General features: G+C 63.5%; 13 protein-coding genes. 5 read left to right on the top strand and 8 right to left on the bottom strand.

All coding sequences use genetic code 11. From position 1 onward, the window contains the following. Window positions 1-42: 42 nt before the first annotated feature. The 4 genes from RS897_RS31770 to RS897_RS31755 are packed head-to-tail and all read right to left on the bottom strand — an operon-like array spanning window position 43 to window position 9,072. Complete coding sequence (locus RS897_RS31770) at window positions 43-3,147, bottom strand: efflux RND transporter permease subunit (RefSeq protein WP_315832637.1); 3,105 nt, start codon at window positions 3,145-3,147, stop codon at window positions 43-45. Then, window positions 3,147-6,278 (bottom strand): efflux RND transporter permease subunit, encoded by a 3,132-nt coding sequence (locus RS897_RS31765; RefSeq protein WP_315832636.1) that lies wholly within the window; start codon window positions 6,276-6,278, stop codon window positions 3,147-3,149. Before RS897_RS31765 ends, RS897_RS31770 begins: the two co-directional genes overlap by 1 nt. A 39-nt stretch (window positions 6,279-6,317) precedes the next feature. Next, a complete protein-coding gene (locus RS897_RS31760) occupies window positions 6,318-7,694 on the bottom strand; it encodes an efflux RND transporter periplasmic adaptor subunit (RefSeq protein WP_315832635.1) in 1,377 nt (458 codons plus the stop codon). Next, window positions 7,684-9,072, bottom strand: a complete 1,389-nt coding sequence (locus RS897_RS31755; RefSeq protein WP_315838808.1) for an efflux transporter outer membrane subunit — start codon at window positions 9,070-9,072, stop codon at window positions 7,684-7,686. The genes RS897_RS31760 and RS897_RS31755 overlap by 11 nt, the downstream gene beginning before the upstream one ends. A 528-nt stretch (window positions 9,073-9,600) precedes the next feature. Between RS897_RS31755 and RS897_RS31750 the strand changes: the two genes are divergently transcribed. The 4 genes from RS897_RS31750 to RS897_RS31735 all read left to right on the top strand — a co-directional run bounded on the left by RS897_RS31750 (window position 9,601) and on the right by RS897_RS31735 (window position 14,223). Beyond that, the gene (locus tag RS897_RS31750) at window positions 9,601-10,926 is read left to right on the top strand and encodes an NAD(P)/FAD-dependent oxidoreductase (protein WP_315832634.1); all 1,326 of its coding nucleotides are present in this window, start codon (window positions 9,601-9,603) and stop codon (window positions 10,924-10,926) included. Window positions 10,927-10,929: 3 nt separating this feature from the next. After that, window positions 10,930-11,832, top strand: a complete 903-nt coding sequence (locus RS897_RS31745) for a DUF1365 domain-containing protein (RefSeq protein WP_315832633.1) — start codon at window positions 10,930-10,932, stop codon at window positions 11,830-11,832. A 17-nt stretch (window positions 11,833-11,849) separates the two neighbouring features. Continuing rightward, window positions 11,850-13,079 (top strand): cyclopropane-fatty-acyl-phospholipid synthase family protein, encoded by a 1,230-nt coding sequence (locus RS897_RS31740; RefSeq protein ID WP_315832632.1) that lies wholly within the window; start codon window positions 11,850-11,852, stop codon window positions 13,077-13,079. 109 nt (window positions 13,080-13,188) lie between these two features. Next, entirely contained in the window at window positions 13,189-14,223 is a 1,035-nt protein-coding gene (locus RS897_RS31735) for a cysteine synthase A (RefSeq protein ID WP_315832631.1), read from the top strand. A gap of 39 nt (window positions 14,224-14,262) precedes the next feature. Here the strand turns inward: RS897_RS31735 and RS897_RS31730 are convergent, their stop codons facing one another. The 4 genes from RS897_RS31730 to RS897_RS31715 are packed head-to-tail and all read right to left on the bottom strand — an operon-like array spanning window position 14,263 to window position 18,782. Next, a complete protein-coding gene (locus RS897_RS31730; protein ID WP_315832630.1) occupies window positions 14,263-15,003 on the bottom strand; it encodes an amino acid ABC transporter ATP-binding protein in 741 nt (246 codons plus the stop codon). A 12-nt stretch (window positions 15,004-15,015) separates the two neighbouring features. Next, window positions 15,016-16,539, bottom strand: coding sequence for an amino acid ABC transporter permease (locus RS897_RS31725; protein ID WP_315832629.1), 1,524 nt, complete (start codon window positions 16,537-16,539; stop codon window positions 15,016-15,018). Further along, the gene (locus RS897_RS31720) at window positions 16,536-17,744 is read right to left on the bottom strand and encodes an amino acid ABC transporter permease (protein ID WP_315832628.1); all 1,209 of its coding nucleotides are present in this window, start codon (window positions 17,742-17,744) and stop codon (window positions 16,536-16,538) included. The genes RS897_RS31725 and RS897_RS31720 overlap by 4 nt, the downstream gene beginning before the upstream one ends. Before the next feature lie 21 nt (window positions 17,745-17,765). Next, complete coding sequence (locus RS897_RS31715; protein ID WP_315832627.1) at window positions 17,766-18,782, bottom strand: amino acid ABC transporter substrate-binding protein; 1,017 nt, start codon at window positions 18,780-18,782, stop codon at window positions 17,766-17,768. 261 nt (window positions 18,783-19,043) lie between these two features. Between RS897_RS31715 and metC the strand changes: the two genes are divergently transcribed. Further along, entirely contained in the window at window positions 19,044-20,228 is a 1,185-nt protein-coding gene (gene metC, locus RS897_RS31710) for a cystathionine beta-lyase (protein WP_315832626.1), read from the top strand. Window positions 20,229-20,234: the final 6 nt, after the last annotated feature.

Below are 20,234 nucleotides of genomic sequence, written 5' to 3'. Positions count from 1 at the left end.
TACGCCGCACGGCCTCCCACAGCAACCGACGATCCCGGCGCCCTATTCGGCCGGCGCGACGGCAGCCGCCTCCGGGGCGGATCGTCGGCGCAGCCGGTCGATCAGGAGATAGATCACCGGCGTGGTGTACAGCGTCAGGATCTGCGAGACGATCAGGCCGCCGATGATGGTGATGCCGAGCGGCCGGCGCAGTTCCGTCCCCGGCCCGATCGCCACCACCAGCGGCACCGCCGCCAGCAGCGCCGCCATCGTGGTCATGATGATCGGGCGGAATCGCGCAGTGCAGGCCTCGAAGACCGCATCCGCTGACGACAACCCGCGATGTCGCTCCCCCTCCAGGGCAAAGTCGACGATCATGATGCCGTTCTTCTTGACGATGCCGATCAACAGAATAATGCCGATGAAGGCAATCACCGTGAGCTGGGTGTTGGTCACCAGCAACGCCAGCAATGCGCCGAGTCCTGCTGGCGGCAGGGTCGAAATAATCGTCAGCGGATGGGCCAGGCTCTCATACAGGACCCCAAGCACGATATAGACCGCGATCAATGCGCCGACGATCAACAGCGGCAATCCGGAAACGAGCTTGCGGCTGTCGCCGGCATTGCCGTCGAAGCTGCCGCGAATGCCCTCGGGCATGTGCAGTTCGCCGACGGCGCGCTGGATATTGGCGGTTGCGGTTTCCAAAGGCACGTCCGGCAGCAGATTGAACGACACCGTCGTGGACGGAAACGAGGCCGAGTGACGAACCGCAAGCGGCGCCAGCCCACGATCGGTGTGGACGAGTGCCGAGAGCGGCACCTGGGTGCCGTTGGCACCGGCGACATAGATGCGATTGAGGTCGGAGGGATCGTCCTGGAATTTGGGGTCGGTTTCCAGCACCACCTGGTATTGATTGCGCTGGGTGTAGACGATGGAAATCTGCCGCTGCGAGAACGCGTTGTTCAGCGCGTTGTCGATGCTCTGCACGGTGACGCCGAGACTGGCCGCCGTCTTGCGGTCGATCGAGAGATTAAGCTGCAGTCCGCCAGGATCACTGTCGGAGGAAATGTCGGTGATGCCTTCGACCGTTTCCATCCGCTTGGCGACGATCGGCCCCCATTTCTGCAGCAGACCGAGGTCCGTGCTGATCAGCGTGTATTGATAGTCGGAATCGCTCTGCCGCCCCCCTGACCGAAGATCCTGGGCTGCCACCATGAACAGGCGAATGCCGGGAATTTTTCCCAGCTCGCGCCGCAGGCGGTCGATCACCAATTGTGTCGAGAGATCGCCGCGCTGCTCCACCGATTTCAGGTTGATGAAGATGGTGCCGCGATTGGAACCGCCGCCGCCCCCGCCGCCGGAGCCACCAAGAATCGACCCGATGCCCTCCACGGCAGGATCGGCCATGACGATGTCAGCCACCCGCTCCTGCAATTTGAGCATCGACTGAAACGAAATATCCGGCGACGCCCGCGTCGATCCGAAGATGAAGCCGCTGTCGTCGATCGGAAAATAACCCTTGGGTATCTTGGCATACAGCACCACCGTCAGGGCGATGGTGGCGAAGAACACCAGCACGGTGAGCACCGGAAAGCGCAACACCACATGCAGCGTGCGCTCATAGAACCGCACGGTTCGTGACAATAGCCCTTCGATCAGGCGATCGAACCAGGTCGCGTCGGTCGAGATCGTGCTCTTGATGTAGTGCGCGCAGATCATCGGCGTGATGGTCAAAGACACCAGGGTCGAGACGATGATGGCGAAGGCCAGTGTGAGCGAAAATTCGCGGAGCAACCGGCCAACCAGGCCGCCCATGAAGATCAGCGGCGCAAATGCCGCGATCAGCGACAGGCTGATCGACAGCACCGTGAAACCGATCTGTTTTGCCCCCTCCAGGGCCGCCTGGAACGGGCGCATGCCGTGTTCGAGATTGCGGTACATGTTTTCGATCATGACGATGGCGTCGTCGACCACGAACCCGACAGAAATCGCCAGGGCCATCAGGGACAGGTTATCGATCGAAAATCCGGCTATCCACATGCCGACACAGGTTCCGGCCAGCGCCAACGGCACCGAAATGCCGGCGGCGATGGTCGGCGTCATCCGGCGCAGGAACACGAACACCACGAGCATCACCAGCACGGCGGTCGCGACCAGCGTCCATTCCATATCTTCCACGCTCGCGCGGATCGTGCCGGTTCGGTCGGTCAGAACCGAGATCTCGACGCCAGCCGGGATCCACTGCTTCAGTTCCGGCAGCAGTGCCTTGATGCGATCGACGGTGTCGAGCACATTGGCGTCTCCCTGCTTGGTGATCTGCAGCAGCACGGCCGGCTGCTTGTTGAACCAGGCGACCGAACGGCTGCTGCGCGTGGCGTCAATGATGTTGGCAACATCGGACAGCCGGACGAAGTTGCCGTTCGACGACTTGATCACGATATTTTTGAACTCGGCCGCCGTCCGCATCTGCGGGTTGAGACCCAGGGTCTCGCTCTGGCGGTTGCCGTTGAAGGTTCCGACCGGGCCCAGCGCATTGGCATTGACGATCGCCGTGCGGACATCGTCGGTGGCGATGCCGGCGCTCGCCAGCAGCACCGGATTGAGCTGCACGCGTACCGCCGGCTGATCGGCGCCGCTGACCGTCACCTCGCCGACGCCCGGCACCTGGGCCAGCCGCTGGGCCAGCACCGTATCGGCGACATCGTAGATGGCGCTGGACGACATGGTTTTGGAGGTCAATGCGAGAATATAGACGGGCGACGCAGACGGATTTGCCTTGCGAAAATTCGGCAGCGACGGCAGGTCGGACGGCAGATCCGCCAGCGACGCGTTGATTGCAGCCTGTACGTCGCGCGCGGCCTTGTCGACGTTGCGGCCGATCGCGAATTGAAGCTGAATGCTGGTGGACCCGAGCGAACTGGTCGAAGTGATCTGGTCGATGCCCGCGATCTCGCCAAGTCGCCGCTCCAGCGGCGCCGCCACGGTTGCCGCCATCACCGAGGGATCGGCGCCCGGCCGGGAGGCCGAGACCCTGATCATCGGAAAATCGACATTGGGAAGGCTGGCGACCGGCAGGTTCAGATAAGCCACCACGCCGACCAGAAACAGTCCGATCGCCAGCAGCGTGGTTCCGACCGGCCGGCGAATGAACGGTTCGGAGATCGACATTACTGCACCCCTTCCGTCGCTCCCGCGATCGGCGGCGCCGGCGGTTCGGATGCAGGCGGAACCGCCTTCTCGATACGGCGGTTGATGCGATCGAGCGCGAGATAGATCACCGGCGTCGTGTAGAGTGTCAGCATCTGGCTCAGGATCAAGCCGCCGATGATCGAGATGCCGAGCGGAAAACGAAGCTCCGCCCCTGTCCCGCTCTCGATCGCCAGGGGCAGCGCACCGAACAATGCGGCCAGGGTCGTCATCATGATCGGCCGGAACCGCAGCAGGCAGGCCTGCACGATGGCGTCATAAGACGTCATGCCCTGGTGCCGCTCCGCTTCCAGCGCGAAGTCGATCATCATGATGGCGTTCTTCTTGACGATGCCCATCAGCAGGATGATTCCGATCAGCCCGATCACCGAAAGGTCTTCCCCGCACAGCATCAGAGCCAGGATCGCACCGACACCGGCCGATGGCAGTGTCGAGAGGATGGTGATCGGATGGACATAACTCTCGTACAGTACGCCGAGCACGATATAGATCGTGACCAGCGCCGCCAGGATCAGCCATGGCTGTCCGGCGAGCGAGCGCGAGAATTCGGCGGCATCACCGGAATAAAGCCCGGTCACGATAGCAGGCATTCCGATCCGGGTTTCGGTGTCCTTGACCGCCGCGACCGCATCGCCAAGGGCGGCGCCGGGCGCCAGATTGAAGCTCAACGTCACAGCGGGGAATTGCGCCTGGTGCGAGATCGCCAGCGGCGCCGTGGTCCGCTTCAGGGTTGCGACCGCCGAGATCGGCACCTGGGCGCCCGCGGCGCCCGGCACGTAGAGCTTGGAGAGCACCGACGGATCGCGCTGATCCTGGGGCAACGCCTCCAGCACCACCCGATACTGGTTGGCCTGGCCATAAATCGTCGAGACCTGTCGCTGGGCAAAAGCATCATTGAGCGTGTCGTTGACGGATTGCAGCGACACGCCGAGCTGGCCGGCGCGCTGGCGATCGACGTCGAGCGCCGCCCGCAGGCCGCCTTCCTGCGCTTCCGAGGAGACGTCGCGGAACAGCGGATTGCGCCGCAATTCCTGGACCAGCCGGCTCGACCACATGACGACGTCTTTGGAATCGGTCGCGGTCAGCGTGTACTGATACTGCGACCGGCTCGATCGCGTGCTGATCTGGATGTCCTGCACCGGCTGGAAATAGACCGTCATGCCGGGCACCGAGGCGACCTTCTGCTTCAGCCGCTCGATGACGCCGACGACACCGGTCTTGCGCTCGTCGCGCTGCTTCAGCGTGATGACAATGCTGCCGACATTGGTGGTCGGGTTGACCGAGCCAGCCCCGATCACCGAGACGACACCGATCACATCGCTGTCCGCCTGGATGGTATTGGCGATCTCGGCCTGCCGCCGCTGCATCTCCAGGAACGAGACGTCGGGTCCGGCTTCGGTCACTGCGGTAATGGAAGACGTGTCCTGCAGCGGCAAAAAGCCCTTTGGTGCGACGACATAGAGCGCGAGTGTCGCTGCAATGGTGGCAAACGTCACGACCAAGGTGGCGCGCTGGTGTCGCAGCGCCCAGAGCAGTGTTCGATGATAGAATTCGACGCTGCGGTCGATCCAGCCGCTAATCGTCGCGAGGCCAGGAACCGACATTTCCTCGCCGTGCCGCTTCAACAGCCGCGAGCACATCATCGGCGTCAGCGTCAGCGACACCACGGCCGATGTGACCACGGCGATGGTCAACGTCAGCGCGAACTCGCGGAACATGCGGCCGACCAGCCCCGACATGAACAGCAGTGGGATGAACACCGCAATTAGCGAGACCGTCAGCGAAATCACCGTGAAGCCGATTTCGCGTGCGCCCTTGAGCGAGGCTTCCATCGCACTGTCGCCACCTTCCATGTGGCGCACGATATTCTCGATCATCACGATGGCGTCGTCGACCACGAACCCGGTGCCGATGGTCAGCGCCATCAGCGACAGATTGTCGAGGCTGAAGCCGGCAAACCACATGATGCCAAAACTCGTGATCAGCGACAGCGGCAACGCCACGCCCGCAATAATGGTCGCGCGGATCGAGCGAAGGAACAGCAGCACCACGAGCGTGACCAGAATGACGCTGAGCACCAGCGTGAACTGCACGTCGCGCACCGAGGCGCGGATCGTGACGGTACGGTCACTGACCACCGTCAGCTTGACGCCGGCCGGGATCGCCCGTTGCAGGCGCGGAATTTCTTCCCGGATCTGCTGCACCACGTCGATGACGTTGGCGCCAGGCTGGCGCTGGATGTTGATGACCACCGCCGGCGTGCCCTGGTACCAGCCGCCGGTGCGATCGTTCTCCAGGCCGTCCACGATGGTGGCGACGTCGCCGATGGTGACCGGGGAGTTGTTGCGATAGGCGATAATGATCGGCCTGTAGGCGTCTGCCGCTGCAATCTGGTCATTGGCGGCGATGGTGTAGGCCTGCTGCGCGCCGTCGAGCGAGCCCTTGGGGCCGGAGACGTTGGCGCCGGCGATCGCGGCGCGCAGGTCCTCCATGCCGATGCCGTAGGCGGCCAGCCGCGCCAGATCGGCCTGGATCCGCACCGCCGGTTTCAATCCTCCCAGGATCGACACCCGTCCGACGCCGGTGATTTGGGCCAGTCGCTGCGCCATCATGGAGTCGGCGAGATCGCTCATCACCCGGATCGAAATGGTGTCCGACGTCAGCGCCAGCGTGACCACCGGCGCGTCGGCCGGATTGACCTTCGCATAGGTCGGCGGATACGGCAGGTTCTTCGGCAGGATGCCGGCCGCCGCGTTGATCGCCGCCTGCACGTCCTGGGTGGCGCCGTCGATGTCGCGGTTGAGATCGAACTGCAGGGAGATCTGGCTGACGCCGAACGAACTGGTCGACGTCATGGTCGACAGCGAGGGGATTTGCCCGAGCTGACGTTCCAGCGGCGCCGTGATCAGCGACGCCGCAACATCCGGACTTGCGCCCGGCAATTGCGTGGTCACCTGCACCGTGGGGAAATCGACCTGCGGCAACGCGGAGACCGGCAGCGACCAGTAGCCGAGCGCGCCGCCGATCAGCAGCGCGATCCCCAGCAGCGAGGTGGCGATCGGTCGCCGGATGAATGGTTCGGACACGCTCATCGATAAACGCTCACCAGTGTCCCGAATTCGAAGTTCGTATCACTTCGCACTGCCGCCGGATTTCGCCCCCTGCTCGCTCGCACCCTGCGCCGGCGTGGCGCCGCTCGCGTTGGGGGCGCCCGCCCCTTCGCGATTCTTCCCGCGTCGCTCGCCGCCCCGTTCGCCCTTGCCGCCGCCTTGGCGCCGCCGCGGCGCCAGATCCGGGGTCACAGCCTGCTCGTCGTTCTTGCCGATCACGACCTTGGTGCCATCGGCGAGGTTGGCGAATCCGGTGGTGACCACCTGATCGTCGACCGTCAGGCCCTTGGTGATCACAGCGTCGTTCTCGGTCTGCTGGGTCACAGTCACTGCACGCGCCGTGACAACATTGTCGCTGCCGATCACGTAACTGAAGGTGCCCCCGGGCCCGCGCTGAACCGCCGCGGTCGGCACCACCAGAGCCTGGGTCAGGGTTTCCACCTTGAGCCGGACATTGACGAACTGGCCCGGCCACAGCTGAAGTCTGGCATTGGGAAACTCGGCCTTGAGCTTGACGGTGCCGGTGGTCGGATCGACCTGGTTGTCGATGCTCTGCAGCGTTCCGGTATCGACCACGGTGCGCCCGTCATTGCCGAAGACATCGACGGCGAGTTTGCCCGCGGCCGCCGCGGCATTGACCCGCACGATCTGCTGCTGCGGCAGGCTGAACCAGACGGTGATCGGCTGCAGCTGTGTGATCACCACAAGACCGGTGGTGTCCGAGGCATGGATGATGTTGCCCTGGTCCACCTGACGCAAGCCGGCACGGCCGCTCAGCGGTGCAATGATCTTGGTGTAGCTCAGCGTCGCCTGCGCATTGTCGATGGAGGCCTGGTCCGACCTCACCTGCGCTTCGTATTGCGCCACCAGCGAGCGCTGCGTATCCGCCTGCTGGGTCGAGCCGGCCTTGGAGGCTGCAAGCTGCTGGTAGCGAACGAGGTCGAGACGGGCATTGGCGAGCAGCGCTTCATCCTGCGCCTTCTTCGCCACCGCCTGATCGTAGGTCGCCTGATAAAGCGCGGGATCGATCTCCGCCAGCACGTCGCCGGATTTGACGTCCTGGCCTTCCTTGAAATTGACCGACAACAGCTTGCCGTCGACCTGGGCGCGGACCGTCACGGTGTTCATCGCCTTCACGGTGCCGACGCCGTCGAGATACACCGGCACGTCCTGGATGCGCGGCGTGGCGGCCAGCACCGGCACGGCAGGATCGGGGCGGGTCCGGGTCGCCGCAGCCCGGTTCTGCTCGATATAGGTCCAGGCGATGTAGCCGAGACCGCCGAGGATGAGCAGCGTGATGGCGATCGAAACGGTCCGTCGGCGCGCCCGCGAGGCGACATTGGCAACGCCGTCGCCGGCGGCCTTCGCGGTTTCCTTCAGATCTGGCTTAAAGAGCATCGACCGGCCCTTCCATCCTCGGTGTCCAGCCGCCCCCTAATGCCTGATAGAGGCTGACTATAGCCTGAAAGCGCGCGAGCTGAGCCTGCGCCAGGGTGTCTTCGGCCTGAAATAGCGTCAATTGTGTGTTGAGCAGGGTCACAATATCGATGGTCCCGGCACGCAGCCTTTGCTCCGACAGATCGAAAGCCCGCCGCGACGCCACCTCGACGGCGCGCTGCAGGCGCAACCGCTCGGTGCTCTGCTTGATTGCGACCAGCGCGTTGTCGACATCGGCGAAGGCCGAGACGACGGTTTTGCGATAGGTCTGCAACAATTCGTCCTGCCGCGCCCGCTGCAGGTCGAAGTTGGCCTGGATGCGGCCGCCGTCGAAAATCGGCTGAGTCGCGCTGGCGGCGATGTTGAAGAACACGGCATTCGGCGTGAACAAGGCGGCCAGAGCAGCGCTCTGATAGCCGCCCGAACCGGTGAGCTGAATGCTCGGGAAGAACTGCGCCCGGGCATTGCCGACATTGGCCGTGGCCGACGCCAGATCGGCTTCCTGCCGCCGGATATCCGGCCGCTGGGTCAACAGATCAGACGGCAGACCCGGCGTGACGCGCGGCACAGCGAGCCGGTTGAGCGAGCCGCCGGCCACCTTGAGGCTTTCCGGCGGTCGCGACACCAGCGTCGCCAGCGCATTGACGTTCTGCTGCAGGGTTTGCCGCAGCGGCGGAACGGCAGCCTTCTGGCCGATCAGCACGCTCTCCTGCTGGGCCAGATCGAGATCGGTCCCGGTTCCGGCGTCGAGGCGCTGCTTGATCGCATCATAGATGCGCTGGGCGCTGGCGATGTTGCTGTTGGCGATTCGGATCCGGTCCTGTGACACCAGCACCTGGAAATAGGCATTGGCGACGGCCGCATAGGTGGTGAGCGCCACGGTGTCGCGATCGAAGCGGTTGGCGTTGGCGGTTTCCTCGGCCGCCAGCGTCGCATCGCGATTCTTGCCCCAGAAATCGATCTCGTAGCTCGCGCTGAGCGACGCCGAATACGTGGTGGTGTGGCGGCCGAGGTTTGTGAGACCGCTGGCGCTGGATCCGGAAGATTTGGCGCGGGTGTCCTGCACGCTTCCGCTCAGGGTCGGCAACAGTGCGGCGCCCGCGGTCCGGGCCTGGGCGTCAGCCTGAACGATTCGCGCGGTCGCCGCCGCAATGTCCAGATTGACGGTCTGCGCCTCCTCCATCAGCGTGGTCAGTTCGCGCGAGCCGAATGCACGCCACCAATCCAGCGGCGGCGGGGCGGCAGTATCGTTGCGCCCGGCATACTTGTAGTCCGTGGGGACATCCAGCGCGGGATCGGGCAGATCGGGTTTCAGGATGCATCCCGTGGACATCGCCATCAGCGACAAGGCGATGCCGAGTCGCAGGCCTGCCCCCCGCCGGCGCCGTCCCGCGTGAGATTTTCGCTGATCTGCAGGTTCGCTCACGCGACCACCCCGCCCGGCACGCGACATGGTGGCCCGGCGCGGCGGTCGTCTCGACCGTGGCCGCTGCCAAGCCGGAAGCTGAAAATCGTCGCGAAAGGCATGTTTCTATTTACGTTTCCGGGTGACGTCAGAGCGGCGCATTCTATCCGGCCCAATCACGCTGGGACAGCCATCCGAGAGGTTGTCCAGCACTCAAAGCGATTTTCCCGCACGCTGTGGCTCTTGCTCCCGCTTCAGTGACTTTTGACTGCAACACAAGGCTTTCATGCGGGTCGGCTGTCCGTAAACGCCCTGCTTTCTTAACAAGATTTCATCCAATCTAGAGGTTCTCCGCGCGCCGCCCGGGCGGGTTTCCGAATGTTCCCGCGCCGGACGCGGTGGCTGAAACTCTAATCATCCCAATCTCGTACCTCGATCAGTGTTCATCTTCGGGGGCAGTTGATGCGAATCGCGGTGGTTGGAACGGGGATTGCGGGCAGTGCCGCGGCATGGGCGCTGTCCCGGCGCTATGCGGTGACGGTGTATGACCGCGAACTCCGTCCCGGCGGACACAGCCATACGGTCACGATCGATTACGACGGCACGCCGATCGCAGTCGATGTCGGCTTCATTGTCTACAACGAACTCAATTACCCGGACCTTGCAGCGCTGTTCACCGAGCTTGGTGTCGAGACGGTGGAAAGCTGCATGAGTTTTGCGGTCACCGCGGACGGCGGGCGCTTCGAATGGAAAGGCGGCGGCGAAACCTGGGCTGAGACCGCCAAGGGCCTTTTCGTTCAGCCGCGCAATCTGTTGTCGCCGTCCTATCTCGGCATGCTGCGCGATATCCTGAGATTCAATGACGTCAGCGTGGCGGATCATGCCGCCGGCCGCCTCGCCGGGCTGACGCTGGGCGATTATTTCAGGCAGCGCCGCTTTGCGCCGCGGTTGCTGACGGATTACCTCGCCCCGATGGGCGCGGCGATCTGGTCCGCGCCGGCCGACCGGATGCTGGACTTTCCGGCCGAGAACTTCGTCACGTTCTTCGACAATCACCGGCTGCTGCAGTACGACCGCCCAGTGTGGCGAACGGTCAAAGGCGGCAGCCATCGTTATGTGGACAAACTGACCGCCACCTTCCGCGACCGTCTGCGGCTGGGATGCGCGGTCACCGCCATCGAACGCAAGCCATCCGGCGTCCTGATCCATGACAGCCATGGCGGTCAGGAGAGCTACGATCACGTCGTGATCGCCGCGCACAGTGACCAGGCGCTCGCCATGCTGACCGATGCCGACACCGGCGAGCGCGGCGTCCTCGGGGATATTCGTTACGCGCCGAATGCTGTCTTCTTGCATCGCGATCCGAGGCTGATGCCGAAACGCAGAGGCGCGTGGGCCTCCTGGAATTTCCTGCGCTGGGCGCGGGACGGCCAGGCCTTGAACGATGTCGCTGTCACCTACTGGATGAACCGGTTGCAGGGCATCGATGACGACAAGCCGCTGTTCGTCAGCCTGAACCCGCCGTTCGAGCCGGACCCGGCCCTGACGTTCGGCCGCTATCTCTGCGACCATCCGCAGTTCGACGCCAAGGCGTTTGCCGCCCAGAAGCGCCTGAGCACGATCCAGGGCCGGCGGCATACATGGTTTTGCGGCGCCTGGACCGGATACGGCTTTCACGAGGATGGATTGCGCTCGGCGCTGGCGGTTGCGGATGCACTCGGCGCCACCGTCCCGTGGCGGAGCATTGAGCCTGTCGCCGCGAGCATACTAGCCGAAGCGGCGGAGTAGCGCATGGATCGATTACGCGGCAGCGGTTTCGACCACCACACGGCGCCGCCACCGGCCGCCGACCTGTATGTCGGCAAGGTGATGCACGCCCGGCTCAAGCCGATGGGGCACCGCTTCAACTATCGCGTCATGAGCCTCTTGATCGACCTGGATCGCCTTGGGGACGCCGATCGGCAGTCACCCCTGTTCGGGGTCAACCGCGCGGCGCTCTACAGTTTCCATGAGGCTGATCACGGCGATCGCGACGGCTCGTCATTGCGCCAGTACGTACAACGCTGCGCCCGCGACCAAGGTATCGATCTCACCGGCGGCCGCGTGCTGTTGCTGTGTTATCCGCGGTTGCTCGGCTACACCTTCAATCCGCTCTCGGTTTACTTCTGCTCGCAGGCAGACAGCCGGCTGGCCCTGATGATCTATGAGGTGCGCAACACCTTTGGCGACATCCATGCCTACGCCCTGCCGGTCGATCCGGAAAACCAAAGCGCAGCGGGTCTGCGGCAGCAGCAGGACAAGCAGTTCTACGTCTCGCCCTTTGTCGGCATGGCCATGCGATATTATTTCCGGGTGGCGCCGCCGTCCGACACCGTGAAGTTGCGGATTCTGGAAACCGACCACGAGGGCCCCCTGCTCGCCGCCACGTTTCATGGCAACCGGCGCCCCCTGACGACTCGCGCCTTGCTGCGGTCCGTGGTGTCGCTACCGTTTGTCACGTTCAAAATCATTGCGGCCATTCACTGGGAGGCCTTGCGTCTTTGGATCAAAGGCGCGAGGTTTGTTCCCCGAGAGCCGGCGGCGGATGGGTCTGGGACAGCCCGCTCTGCAACGCGTGAGCGTGATGACGCGATGAAGATGGATTCCAAGAAATTGGAGAGCCATTGGAAAACCCTGGACCCAGAGCCATACTGAATTGATGGATCTGCGGAATGCCCGAGCCGATCGTTCTCACGCCTGACAACATCGCCAAAACACTTCCGGACCTTCCCCGGCTGACCCGGCTGGCCTTCGGATTCGCGTCGCGGCTGCGGCGCGGGACGCTCGATGTCACCCTGCCTGACGGCCGTCAGGTCCGCTTCGGCGGCATGGAGCCGGGACCAGCGGCGGCGATGACCATCTACGATTACGCTTTCGCCTGGCGGCTGCTCAATGGCGGCGATATCGGCATCGCCGAAGCTTATCTGCGGCGCGAGTGGGACACGCCGGACCTGACGCAGTTTCTCTACATCTTCTGCGTCAACCACGACCTGATCCAGGCGATGCTCGGCAACAAGCCGCTGATGCGTTTTGTGCAGGCGATCCGCCACTGGTTCAACCGCAACACTCCGACCCAGTCGCGCCGCAACATCCACGCCCACTACGATATCGGCAACTCGTTCTATTCGGCGTGGCTCGACCCCAGCATGACCTACTCCTCGGCGCTGTTCGAGGATGGCGCCAACGACCTGACGGCGGCGCAGCACAACAAATACCGCCGGCTCGCCGAAGCCATCGACCTGAAGCCGGACCAGCGCGTGCTCGAAATCGGTTGCGGCTGGGGCGGCTTTGCCGAATATGCCGCAAAGAATTTCGGCGCCCGCGTGGTCGGTCTCACCATCAGCCGGGAGCAATTCGATTTCGCCAGCCAACGCATCCAGAATGCAGGCCTGAACGACCGGGTCGAGATCCGCTTCCAGGATTACCGCGACGAGCGCAGCCAGTACGAGCGCATCGCATCGATCGAGATGATCGAGGCGGTCGGCGAGCAATTCTGGCCGCGGTATTTTTCACAGCTGCGCGACCGGCTGCTGCCCGGCGGCCTTGCCGGCATCCAGGCCATCACCATCCAGGATCGCTTTTTCGAGACCTACCGGCGCGAAGTCGATTTCATCCAGCGGTATGTTTTCCCCGGCGGCATGCTGCCCTCGCCAAGGGTGCTGACATCGCTCGGCGAGCGGTTTGGTATTCCCGTTATCCGTGAGCGGATTTTTGGAGAAGATTATGCCCGCACACTGGCGACATGGCGGGATAATTTTCGCACCGCATGGCCGACCCTGACGCCGCTCGGATTCGATGAGCGATTCCGGCGGCTCTGGGAGTATTATCTCGCTTATTGCGAGGCCGGATTCCTGTCTGGAAATATCGACGTCCGCCAGGTCGTTTTCGCGAAAACCACCTGACGATCTGCCATGCCCCGGTGGTCCGGCGAGGCGGTTTCCTCTTCGTCGCAAATGCTTTAGGGTCAAAATCTGAATCGACCCCGCAAGTATTCAAGGCCCGCGTCTCATCATGACCATCTATCACGATGTCGTCGAAGCGATCGGCAACACGCCGCTCATCAAGCTGAAGCATGCGTCGGAAGCGACCGGATGCACCATTCTCGGCAAGGCCGAGTTCATGAATCCGGGCCAGTCCGTGAAGGACCGCGCCGGCAAACAGATGATCCTCGAGGCGGAGAAACGCGGTGACCTGAAGCCAGGCGGTTTGGTGCTGGAAGGCACCGCCGGCAACACCGGCATCGGGCTTGCGGTGGTCGCCAGCGCACGCGGCTATCGGACCCTGATCGTGATCCCGGAAACCCAGAGCCAGGAAAAGAAGGATACGCTGCGGCTCTGCGGCGCGGAGCTCGTCGAAGTGCCGGCCCTGCCCTACAGCAACCCGAACAATTACCAGCATGTCGCCAAGCGTCTGGCCGATCAGCTGCGCAAGACCGAGCCGAACGGCGTGCTGTTCGCCGATCAGTGGAACAACCTGGACAATCCGAAGGCCCATTACGTCTCGACCGGACCCGAGATCTGGGAGCAGACCGGCGGCAAGATCGACGGCTTCATCTGCTCGATCGGCACCGGCGGCACGCTGGCGGGCACCAGCGCTTATCTCCGCGAGAAGAAGAAGGACATTATCATCGGTGTCGCCGACCCCCGCGGGGCCGGCATGTACGAGCTGTTCAAGAACGGCCAGGCCAAGGCGACGCCGGGCGATTCGATCACCGAAGGCATCGGGCTCGGACGAATGACGCCGGTGATCAAGGACGCCCAGGTCGACGAGGCCTATCTCATTCCGGACGAGGAAGCCGTGCCGGTGATCTTTGATCTGCTGGAGCACGAAGGTCTGTGCCTCGGCGGCTCGACCGGCATCAATGTCGCCGGCGCGATCCGGCTCGCCAAGCAGCTGGGACCGGGCCACACCATCGTAACCATCCTCTGCGATTCCGGCACGCGCTATCAGTCCAAGCTGTTCAATCCGGCCTTCATGCGTTCGAAGAATCTGCCGGTGCCGGGCTGGCTGGAGAAGCGCAGCAATTTGAGCGTGCCCTTCGAATAACCGTAGCTCTTCCCGTCCGGCTTTTCTGCTTCGCAGTGATCAGCGCAGGATCTGGCTGAGGAACAGCTTGGTCCGTGCATGCTGCGGATTGGCGAAGAAATTCTGCGGCGTATTGCTTTCGATGATCTGCCCCGCATCCATGAACACGATGCGGCTGGCGACTTCCTTGGCGAATCCCATTTCGTGGGTCACCACCAGCATGGTCATGCCTTCCTTGGCGAGATCGACCATGGTGTCGAGCACCTCCTTGACCATCTCCGGATCGAGCGCCGAGGTCGGCTCGTCGAACAGCATGACCTTTGGATTCATGGTCAGCGCGCGGGCGATGGCGACGCGCTGCTGCTGACCGCCGGAGAGCTGTCCCGGATATTTGTCGGCCTTGTCGGGGATGCGGACACGCTCGAGAAACTTCATCGCGGTGGCTTCCGCATCCTTTTTCGGGATGTTGCGGACCCAGATCGGCGCCAGCGTGCAGTTCTCAAGCACCGACAGATGCGGGAACAGATTGAAGCTCTGGAACACCATGCCAACGTCGCGCCGCACCTCGTCGACCCGGCGCAGGTTCGGGCCGAGCTCGATATTGTCCACGACAATGCGGCCTTCCTGGAATTCCTCCAGCGCATTGATGCAGCGAATGAGGGTCGATTTGCCCGAGCCCGACGGGCCGCAGATCACGATGCGTTCGCCGCGGCCGACCTCGAGGCTGATATCCCGCAGCACGTGGAACTCGCCATACCATTTGTTGAGCTGTCCGACGGTGACGATGGTTTCTGCGGTCATGACGCTCTCTTCTCAGTGGCGGCGATGGGCATTCAGGCGGTGCTCGACAAACAGCGAGTACCGCGACATGCCGAAACAGAAGATGAAATAGATGATGCCGGCGAAGGCGAAACCGGTGAACAGCGTCGACGGCGTCGCCCACACGGGATCGGCGAACGCCGCCCGCAGCGAGCCCAGCAGATCGAAGATCGCGACGATCAGCACCAGCGTGGTGTCCTTGAACAGCGCAATGAAGCTGTTGACCAGTCCCGGAATGACGTGCCGCAGCGCCTGCGGCATCACCACAAGCGAAGTGGTTTTCCAGTAGGACAATCCCAGCGCACTGGCCGCCTCGGCCTGGCCGCGCGGGATCGCCGCAAGGCCGCCGCGCACGACTTCGGCGTTATAGGCGCCGGAGAACAGCGCGATGCCGATCAGCACGCGCAGCAGTCCATCGATGGTGAAATTGCCCGGCAGGAACAGCGGCAGCATATAGGTCGCGAAGAATAGCACCGTGATCAGAGGCACGCCGCGCCAGAACTCGATAAAGGCGATGGAGAAGATCCGGACCAGCGGAATGGTCGCGCGGCGCCCGAGCGCCAGCGCGATGCCGATCGGCATCGAGGCAACGATGCCGGTCACGGAAACGATGAGTGTGACCAGCAGGCCGCCGTACAGCCGGCTGTCGACGATCGGCAGGCCGCCGCGGTCGAGCCCCATCACCGCAATCACCAGCGCAATGCCGGCAAAGGTCACAAGGCTGATAATCAGCGAACGCCAACCGGTCCGCAGGCCACCATTGAGAAAGAACAGCAGCAGCGACACCACAATCGCCGTCAATGCCACGTCGGCCCAGACCGCTTTGCCCGAGGCTTGAATCCAGTCGCGCAGCCAGCCGAGTGGCGCGATCGGGATGGCCAGTGCGCTGCCGAGCAGGGCCAGCGTTTTTCCGAGTAAAACCGGAAGCCATCCGATAACGCCCCTGGCTTCGCCGAGCTCGGCAAGCTTGCGGCCGGCGTCCACGATGCTGTTGGCCAATGCCAGCGCGGCGTCCGCGGTCCAGGTCAAACCGAAGCCGCGGATGCCACCGCCGTGCAGCAGGAAATAGGCCACCAGCGGAAACGCCAGGAAGAACAGTCCGGCGTTCGCCGTCTTGCCGGGAATGCGCGGGATCAGGAGCGGAATCAGCAGCATGATGGCCAGGGCAAAGATCACATTGACCCGCCAGCGCTCGGCCTCCGGATAGAAGCCGTAGATGAACTGGATGAACTTGGCCTGGACGAAAGGCCAGCAGGCCCCGACCGTGCGCCCGACGTTTTCGGCGAGGCAGGCCGAGCGATCGTTGCCCTGCCAGACCGCGTCCACCACCAGGAACTTGATCGTGGGCACCACCGTGAACCACAGCAGCAGCGCGCAGACGATGGTCAAGAGCGCATTGGACGGCGTATTGAACAACCGCGTTCGCAGGAAGCCGACAAAGCCCGTCGTCACCACCGGCGCGGGCCGCTGCGGCACCAGATCCTGACGAACGAAGGAGGTTGCGAGCTGATCGGTCATGTCGCGCCGAGGTTCCGGTTGATGCGCCAGCCGTAGTAGCTCATCACGGCGCTGGTCACGAGCGAGATCAGGAGATAGACGCCCATGGTGATGGCGATGATCTCGATGGCCTGGCCGGTCTGGCTCAGCGTCGTGCCGGCGAACACCGAAAACAGGTCGGGATAACCGATGGCGACCGCGAGCGACGAGTTCTTGGTCAGGTTGAGATACTGATTGGTGAGCGGCGGCAGGATCACCCGCATCGCCTGCGGCACCACGATCAGCCGCAACACCGTGCCGCGCGACAAGCCCAGGGACGAGCCCGCCTCCATCTGCCCTTTGTTGACGGACTGCACGCCGGCCCGGACGATCTCGGCAATGAAGGCGGCCGTGTAGGTCGACAACGCCAGCGTCAACGCAATGAACTCGGGGATAATCCGCGAGCCGCCCGCGAAATTGAAGCCCCGCAACGCTGGGATTTCAAAGGTGACGGGCGCGCCCAGTACCAGGCACACGATCAGCGGCAGTCCGATCAGCAGTCCCAGCCCATAAGGCCAGATTTTCAACATCCGGCCGTGGTCGAACAACTGGCGGCGGGCATAGGAGCGCAGCAGCAGCGAGGCGACGATGGCAATGACGATCGCGATGACGAACGGCCCGAAGCTGGCCTGTTCGATCGGTTTCGGAATCACGAAGCCGCGATTGCTCAGGAAGAACTTGTCGAACAGCGAAATGCTTTGACGCGGATTCGGCAGTGTCGCCAGCACCGCCAGATACCAGAACAAAATCTGGAACAAGAGCGGCAGATTGCGCACCAGTTCGACATAGCCGCCGGAGAGCCGTGACAGCAGCCAGTTCGGCGACAGCCGCCCCAGCCCGACGAGAAAGCCGAAGATCGTCGCAAAGATAATTCCGATGACCGACACGATCAGCGTGTTCAGCAACCCGACCACGAACACCCGCGCGTAGGTGTTGGACTCCGAATAGGGTATCAGCGCCTGGCTGACGGCGAATCCGGCTGTGTTGTCAAGGAAGCCAAAGCCGGAGGCAACGCGCTGCGCCTGCAGGTTGGCGCGCGCGTTGGCCACGATTTCATAACCGATCCAGACCAGCAGCGCGACAAAAGCGATCTGCAGTACGAGCCCGCTCCAGCCGGCGCGGCCACCGACCGCGCGCCTGAGCTTGGGCCAGAACAGCGACGGCGGCGGCCGGGACTCGATCGACATGGCGCGACCTCGGCGCGGGTCTTAGCGGATCGGCGGCGCGTACTGGATGCCACCCTGATTCCAGAGCTTGTTGAGACCGCGCGCGATCTGCAGCTTGGAACCGGCGCCGACGTTGCGGTCGAACGTTTCACCATAATTGCCGACGGCCTTGATGATCCGGCTGACCCAATCCTTGGTCAGGCCGAGGGTTTCGCCGAGATTGCCGTCGGTGCCGAACACGCGCTTCAGTTCGGGCTTGTCCGACTTAGCCATCTCATCGACGTTCTTCTGGGTGATGCCGAGCTCTTCCGCATTCACCATGGCGAACAGCGTCCACTTGACGATATCGAACCACTGATCGTCACCATGGCGCACCACCGGACCGAGCGGCTCCTTGGAGATGACCTCGGGCAGCACACCGTGGTCGGCCGGATTGGCGACCTTGAGCCGTTCAGCGTAAAGCTGGGAGACATCGGAGGTGAACACATCGCAGCGGCCAGCCTCATAGGCCTTCACGGTTTCGTCCGCGGTGCCGAATGCGATGATCTCATACTTCATGTTGTTGGCTTTGAAATAGTCCGCCACGTTCTGCTCGTTGGTGGTGCCGGTCTGCACGCAGACCGAGGCGCTGTTCAGTTCCAGCGCCGAGTTCACCTTCAGCGACTTGCGGACCAGGAAGCCCTGGCCGTCGTAATAAGTGACGCCGGTGTAGTTCAGGCCTAGCGAGGTGTCGCGCGACAGCGTCCATGTCGAGTTGCGCGACAGCACGTCGATTTCACCGGACTGCAGCGCCGTGAAGCGGTCCTTGGCGGACAGCGGCACGAATTTCACCTTGGTCGGGTCGTTGAACACGGCGGCCGCGATGGCGCGGCACACGTCGACGTCGAGACCGGTCCAGTTGCCCTTGTCGTCGGGCGAGGAGAAGCCCGGCAGCCCCTGGCTGACGCCGCACGACAGGATGCCACGATCCTTGACCGTCTTGAGCGTTTGAGCGTTCGCAGCCTGGGTCGATGCTCCGGCAATCAGGACCATGGCGGAGAGAATGGCGAGGCGTTTCATGGCAAGACCTTTCACAAACATTGCAGCAACGCAAAACGGCGCCTCGCCCGCACCAAAGGGCAAAGATGGCCCCAAGTGCATTGCGAGACGGATAAACCTTTGCCGCGCATAACAGAACGGCGGCCGTGACAGGTCAAGGGGTTGACGGTCACCTTCCCCCGTCCTCTTATCGGATGAACGCGTCCCGGCCGCTCCGGCCGGACGCCAGGCGCAGGGCAAAGCTCGGTTATCGTCTGGAATTCTCTTGATCGTCTGGGACTCATGGCCGCTTCCGAAAAACACCCGTTCGCCCCCGAGACCGCTCTGGTCACCTCCGGCCGTGACACTGTGGCGCAGAAGGGCTTCATCAACCCGCCGACCCAGCGCGGATCGACGGTGCTCTACCCGACCGCCGACGACCTGCTGCACCATCGGAGCGACTATCAATACGGCCGCCACGGCACACCGACCACCAGAGCGCTGCAGGATGCCCTGCGGGTGCTGGAGGGACCTCAGTGCGCTGGCGTCGGCCTTGCGCCGTCGGGGCTTTCAGCAGTTTCAACCGCCCTGCTCGCGGTCCTCAGGAGCGGCGACCACCTGCTGGTCTGCGACAGCATCTACCGCCCGACCCGCAGTTTTTGCGACGGTCTGCTGACACGCTATGGCATCGAAACCAGCTATTTCAATCCCCTGATCGGCGAGCGGATTGCGGACCTGTTCCGGCCGAACACCCGCGCCGTGATGGTCGAGGCGCCGGGATCGCAGTCGTTCGAGATGGCCGACATCCCGGCCATCGCAGCGGTCGCGCACGCCCGCGGCGCACTGGTGATCGATGACAACACCTGGGCCACGCCCTTGTTTCACCGTTCGCTCGACCAGGGTGTCGACATCAGCATCCAGGCGGCGACCAAATACATCGGCGGCCATTCCGACATCATGTTCGGAACGATCTCGGCCAACACCCGGGCGTGGCCGCTCATTGCCGAGGGCATCCGGCTGCTCGGGATCTGTGCCGGGCCCGATGACGTCTTTCTGGCGCTGCGCGGGTTGCGCACGCTGGCGGTGCGGCTGGCGCATCATCAGCGCTCCGCGCTGGAGATGGCCAACTGGCTCGGCGGACATGCGGAGGTCGCGCGCGTGCTTTACCCGGCGCTGGAGAGTGATCCCGGCCACGCGATCTGGAAGCGGGACTTCACCGGCGCCAGCGGGCTGTTCAGCATCGTGCTGAAGCCCGTGCCGCAACAAGCTGTTCATGCCTTCCTCGACGAACTGAAACTGTTCGGCATGGGCTTTTCCTGGGGCGGCTTCGAGAGCCTGGTGATTCCGTTCGACTGCTCGACCTATCGGACCGCGACCACATGGGCACCGGGTGGACCGACGCTGCGTCTTCAGATCGGCCTCGAAGCAGTCGACGATCTCAAGGCCGATCTCGATCGAGGGTTCGCCGCACTCAAGGCGGCGATCTGACGGCAC

Origin of the sequence: Bradyrhizobium prioriisuperbiae, from assembly GCF_032397745.1 — a bacterium.
In the GTDB taxonomy this organism is placed as follows: Bacteria; Pseudomonadota; Alphaproteobacteria; order Rhizobiales; family Xanthobacteraceae; genus Bradyrhizobium_A; species Bradyrhizobium_A prioriisuperbiae.
Note: the sequence above shows the minus strand (reverse complement) of the source record. Positions and strands in the feature narration are given on the sequence as shown.

Excerpts from the sequence above, each read along its gene's own strand:
- RS897_RS31755 (WP_315838808.1), bottom strand. The coding sequence starts at position 9,072 with ATGGCGATGTCCACGGGATGCATCCTGAAACCCGATCTGCCCGATCCC.
- RS897_RS31730 (WP_315832630.1), bottom strand. The coding sequence starts at position 15,003 with ATGACCGCAGAAACCATCGTCACCGTCGGACAGCTCAACAAATGGTAT.
- metC (WP_315832626.1), top strand. The coding sequence starts at position 19,044 with ATGGCCGCTTCCGAAAAACACCCGTTCGCCCCCGAGACCGCTCTGGTC.
- RS897_RS31770 (WP_315832637.1), bottom strand. The coding sequence starts at position 3,147 with ATGTCGATCTCCGAACCGTTCATTCGCCGGCCGGTCGGAACCACGCTG.
- RS897_RS31740 (WP_315832632.1), top strand. The coding sequence starts at position 11,850 with ATGCCCGAGCCGATCGTTCTCACGCCTGACAACATCGCCAAAACACTT.
- RS897_RS31745 (WP_315832633.1), top strand. The coding sequence starts at position 10,930 with ATGGATCGATTACGCGGCAGCGGTTTCGACCACCACACGGCGCCGCCA.
- RS897_RS31735 (WP_315832631.1), top strand. The coding sequence starts at position 13,189 with ATGACCATCTATCACGATGTCGTCGAAGCGATCGGCAACACGCCGCTC.
- RS897_RS31725 (WP_315832629.1), bottom strand. The coding sequence starts at position 16,539 with ATGACCGATCAGCTCGCAACCTCCTTCGTTCGTCAGGATCTGGTGCCG.
- RS897_RS31715 (WP_315832627.1), bottom strand. The coding sequence starts at position 18,782 with ATGAAACGCCTCGCCATTCTCTCCGCCATGGTCCTGATTGCCGGAGCA.
- RS897_RS31750 (WP_315832634.1), top strand. The coding sequence starts at position 9,601 with ATGCGAATCGCGGTGGTTGGAACGGGGATTGCGGGCAGTGCCGCGGCA.
- RS897_RS31760 (WP_315832635.1), bottom strand. The coding sequence starts at position 7,694 with ATGCTCTTTAAGCCAGATCTGAAGGAAACCGCGAAGGCCGCCGGCGAC.
- RS897_RS31720 (WP_315832628.1), bottom strand. The coding sequence starts at position 17,744 with ATGTCGATCGAGTCCCGGCCGCCGCCGTCGCTGTTCTGGCCCAAGCTC.
- RS897_RS31765 (WP_315832636.1), bottom strand. The coding sequence starts at position 6,278 with ATGAGCGTGTCCGAACCATTCATCCGGCGACCGATCGCCACCTCGCTG.